Annotated in this window: 2 rRNA genes (1 of these 2 running past the window's edge); both read right to left on the bottom strand. The window is 57.0% G+C overall.

Features of this window, described 5'->3' with window-relative positions:
* A 23S ribosomal RNA gene (locus ACFXA3_RS34205) occupies positions 1 to 1,287 on the bottom strand (it extends 1,930 nt beyond the left edge of the window).
* A gap of 286 nt (positions 1,288 to 1,573) precedes the next feature.
* Positions 1,574 to 3,098 (bottom strand): 16S ribosomal RNA (locus ACFXA3_RS34200).
* The 16S and 23S rRNA genes sit together here, the layout of an rRNA operon.
* Positions 3,099 to 3,332 lie beyond the last annotated feature (234 nt).

The following is a 3,332-nucleotide window of genomic DNA, read 5'->3' as shown; positions in this document are numbered from 1 at the left end:
AGGCGTTGGCCCTATTGCTGCAATGACACGACTTCGGCGGTACGCTTGAGCCCCGCTACATTGTCGGCGCGGAATCACTTGACCAGTGAGCTATTACGCACTCTTTCAAGGGTGGCTGCTTCTAAGCCAACCTCCTGGTTGTCTCTGCGACTCCACATCCTTTCCCACTTAGCGTACGCTTAGGGGCCTTAGTCGATGCTCTGGGCTGTTTCCCTCTCGACCATGGAGCTTATCCCCCACAGTCTCACTGCCGTGCTCTCACTTACCGGCATTCGGAGTTTGGCTAAGGTCAGTAACCCGGTAGGGCCCATCGCCTATCCAGTGCTCTACCTCCGGCAAGAAACACACGACGCTGCACCTAAATGCATTTCGGGGAGAACCAGCTATCACGGAGTTTGATTGGCCTTTCACCCCTAACCACAGGTCATCCCCCAGGTTTTCAACCCTGGTGGGTTCGGTCCTCCACGAAGTCTTACCTCCGCTTCAACCTGCCCATGGCTAGATCACTCCGCTTCGGGTCTAGAGCGTGCAACTCAATCGCCCTATTCGGACTCGCTTTCGCTACGGCTTCCCCACACGGGTTAACCTCGCTACACACCGCTAACTCGCAGGCTCATTCTTCAAAAGGCACGCAGTCACGAGACGTACAAGTACGTCCGACGCTCCCACGGCTTGTAGGCACACGGTTTCAGGTACTATTTCACTCCGCTCCCGCGGTACTTTTCACCATTCCCTCACGGTACTATCCGCTATCGGTCACCAGGGAATATTTAGGCTTAGCGGGTGGTCCCGCCAGATTCACACGGGATTTCTCGGGCCCCGTGCTACTTGGGAGATGAGCAAGCAAGCCGCTGATGTTTCGTCTACGGGGGTCTTACCCTCTACGCCGGACCTTTCGCATGTCCTTCGACTACATCAACGGTTTCTGACTCGCCTCATGGCCGGCAGACCATGAAAGCTCATTCCCACAACCCCGCATGCGCAACCCCTGCCGGGTATCACACGCATACGGTTTGGCCTCATCCGGTTTCGCTCGCCACTACTCCCGGAATCACGGTTGTTTTCTCTTCCTGAGGGTACTGAGATGTTTCACTTCCCCTCGTTCCCTCCACACTGCCTATGTGTTCAGCAGTGGGTGACAGCCCATGACGACTGCCGGGTTTCCCCATTCGGACACCCCCGGATCAAAGCTCAGTTGGCAGCTCCCCGGGGCCTATCGCGGCCTCTCACGTCCTTCATCGGTTCCTGGTGCCAAGGCATCCACCGTGCGCCCTTAAAAACTTGGCCACAGATGCTCGCGTCCACTGTGTAGTTCTCAAACAACGACCAGCCACCCATCACCCTGCACTCCGAAGAGCACAAGTTCACTGGGGCCGGCACTGAAGACAAGACCAAACGGCCATACCTTCAGGACCCAACAACGTGCCAAGCACAGTCACTTCCTCGAATCCCGTTTTCCACGCCGAAGCAGTACTCACGACTTCTCAGACTCTGACTGTGCCAACTAATCAACGTTCCACCCATGAGCTGACCGTGCAGAACGTTTGTCTGCAATCGGTACTGTGCTCCTTAGAAAGGAGGTGATCCAGCCGCACCTTCCGGTACGGCTACCTTGTTACGACTTCGTCCCAATCGCCAGTCCCACCTTCGACAGCTCCCTCCCTTACGGGTTGGGCCACCGGCTTCGGGTGTTACCGACTTTCGTGACGTGACGGGCGGTGTGTACAAGGCCCGGGAACGTATTCACCGCAGCAATGCTGATCTGCGATTACTAGCGACTCCGACTTCATGGGGTCGAGTTGCAGACCCCAATCCGAACTGAGACCGGCTTTTTGAGATTCGCTCCACCTCACGGTATCGCAGCTCATTGTACCGGCCATTGTAGCACGTGTGCAGCCCAAGACATAAGGGGCATGATGACTTGACGTCGTCCCCACCTTCCTCCGAGTTGACCCCGGCGGTCTCCTGTGAGTCCCCATCACCCCGAAGGGCATGCTGGCAACACAGGACAAGGGTTGCGCTCGTTGCGGGACTTAACCCAACATCTCACGACACGAGCTGACGACAGCCATGCACCACCTGTATACCGACCACAAGGGGGGCACTATCTCTAATGCTTTCCGGTATATGTCAAGCCTTGGTAAGGTTCTTCGCGTTGCGTCGAATTAAGCCACATGCTCCGCCGCTTGTGCGGGCCCCCGTCAATTCCTTTGAGTTTTAGCCTTGCGGCCGTACTCCCCAGGCGGGGAACTTAATGCGTTAGCTGCGGCACCGACGACGTGGAATGTCGCCAACACCTAGTTCCCAACGTTTACGGCGTGGACTACCAGGGTATCTAATCCTGTTCGCTCCCCACGCTTTCGCTCCTCAGCGTCAGTAATGGCCCAGAGATCCGCCTTCGCCACCGGTGTTCCTCCTGATATCTGCGCATTTCACCGCTACACCAGGAATTCCGATCTCCCCTACCACACTCTAGCTAGCCCGTATCGAATGCAGACCCGAGGTTAAGCCTCGGGCTTTCACATCCGACGTGACAAGCCGCCTACGAGCTCTTTACGCCCAATAATTCCGGACAACGCTTGCGCCCTACGTATTACCGCGGCTGCTGGCACGTAGTTAGCCGGCGCTTCTTCTGCAGGTACCGTCACTTTCGCTTCTTCCCTGCTGAAAGAGGTTTACAACCCGAAGGCCGTCATCCCTCACGCGGCGTCGCTGCATCAGGCTTTCGCCCATTGTGCAATATTCCCCACTGCTGCCTCCCGTAGGAGTCTGGGCCGTGTCTCAGTCCCAGTGTGGCCGGTCGCCCTCTCAGGCCGGCTACCCGTCGTCGCCTTGGTGGGCCATTACCCCACCAACAAGCTGATAGGCCGCGGGCTCATCCTTCACCGCCGGAGCTTTCAACCCCCACCCATGCAGGCAGGAGTATTATCCGGTATTAGACCCCGTTTCCAGGGCTTGTCCCAGAGTGAAGGGCAGATTGCCCACGTGTTACTCACCCGTTCGCCACTAATCCACCCCGAAGGGCTTCATCGTTCGACTTGCATGTGTTAAGCACGCCGCCAGCGTTCGTCCTGAGCCAGGATCAAACTCTCCATGAATGTTTACCCGTAATCGGGTGCACACACACGTTGAGCGGGCCAGTCATGGTCGGAATATGACCGACTGACCACTGCGTCCTCGCTGTGTTGTTGCCTGCCAGTACCCGAAGGCCCGACAGGTCTTTTTCAAAGGAACCTCATCCACCGAAGTGGACGGGGTATCAACTTCTGGCGTTGATTTTTGGCACGCTGTTGAGTTCTCAAGGAACGGACGCTTCCTTTGTACTCACCCTC

The sequence above is a fragment of the Streptomyces sp. NPDC059456 genome, assembly GCF_042750055.1.
GTDB lineage: Bacteria > Actinomycetota > Actinomycetes > Streptomycetales > Streptomycetaceae > Streptomyces.
Note: the sequence above shows the minus strand (reverse complement) of the source record. Positions and strands in the feature narration are given on the sequence as shown.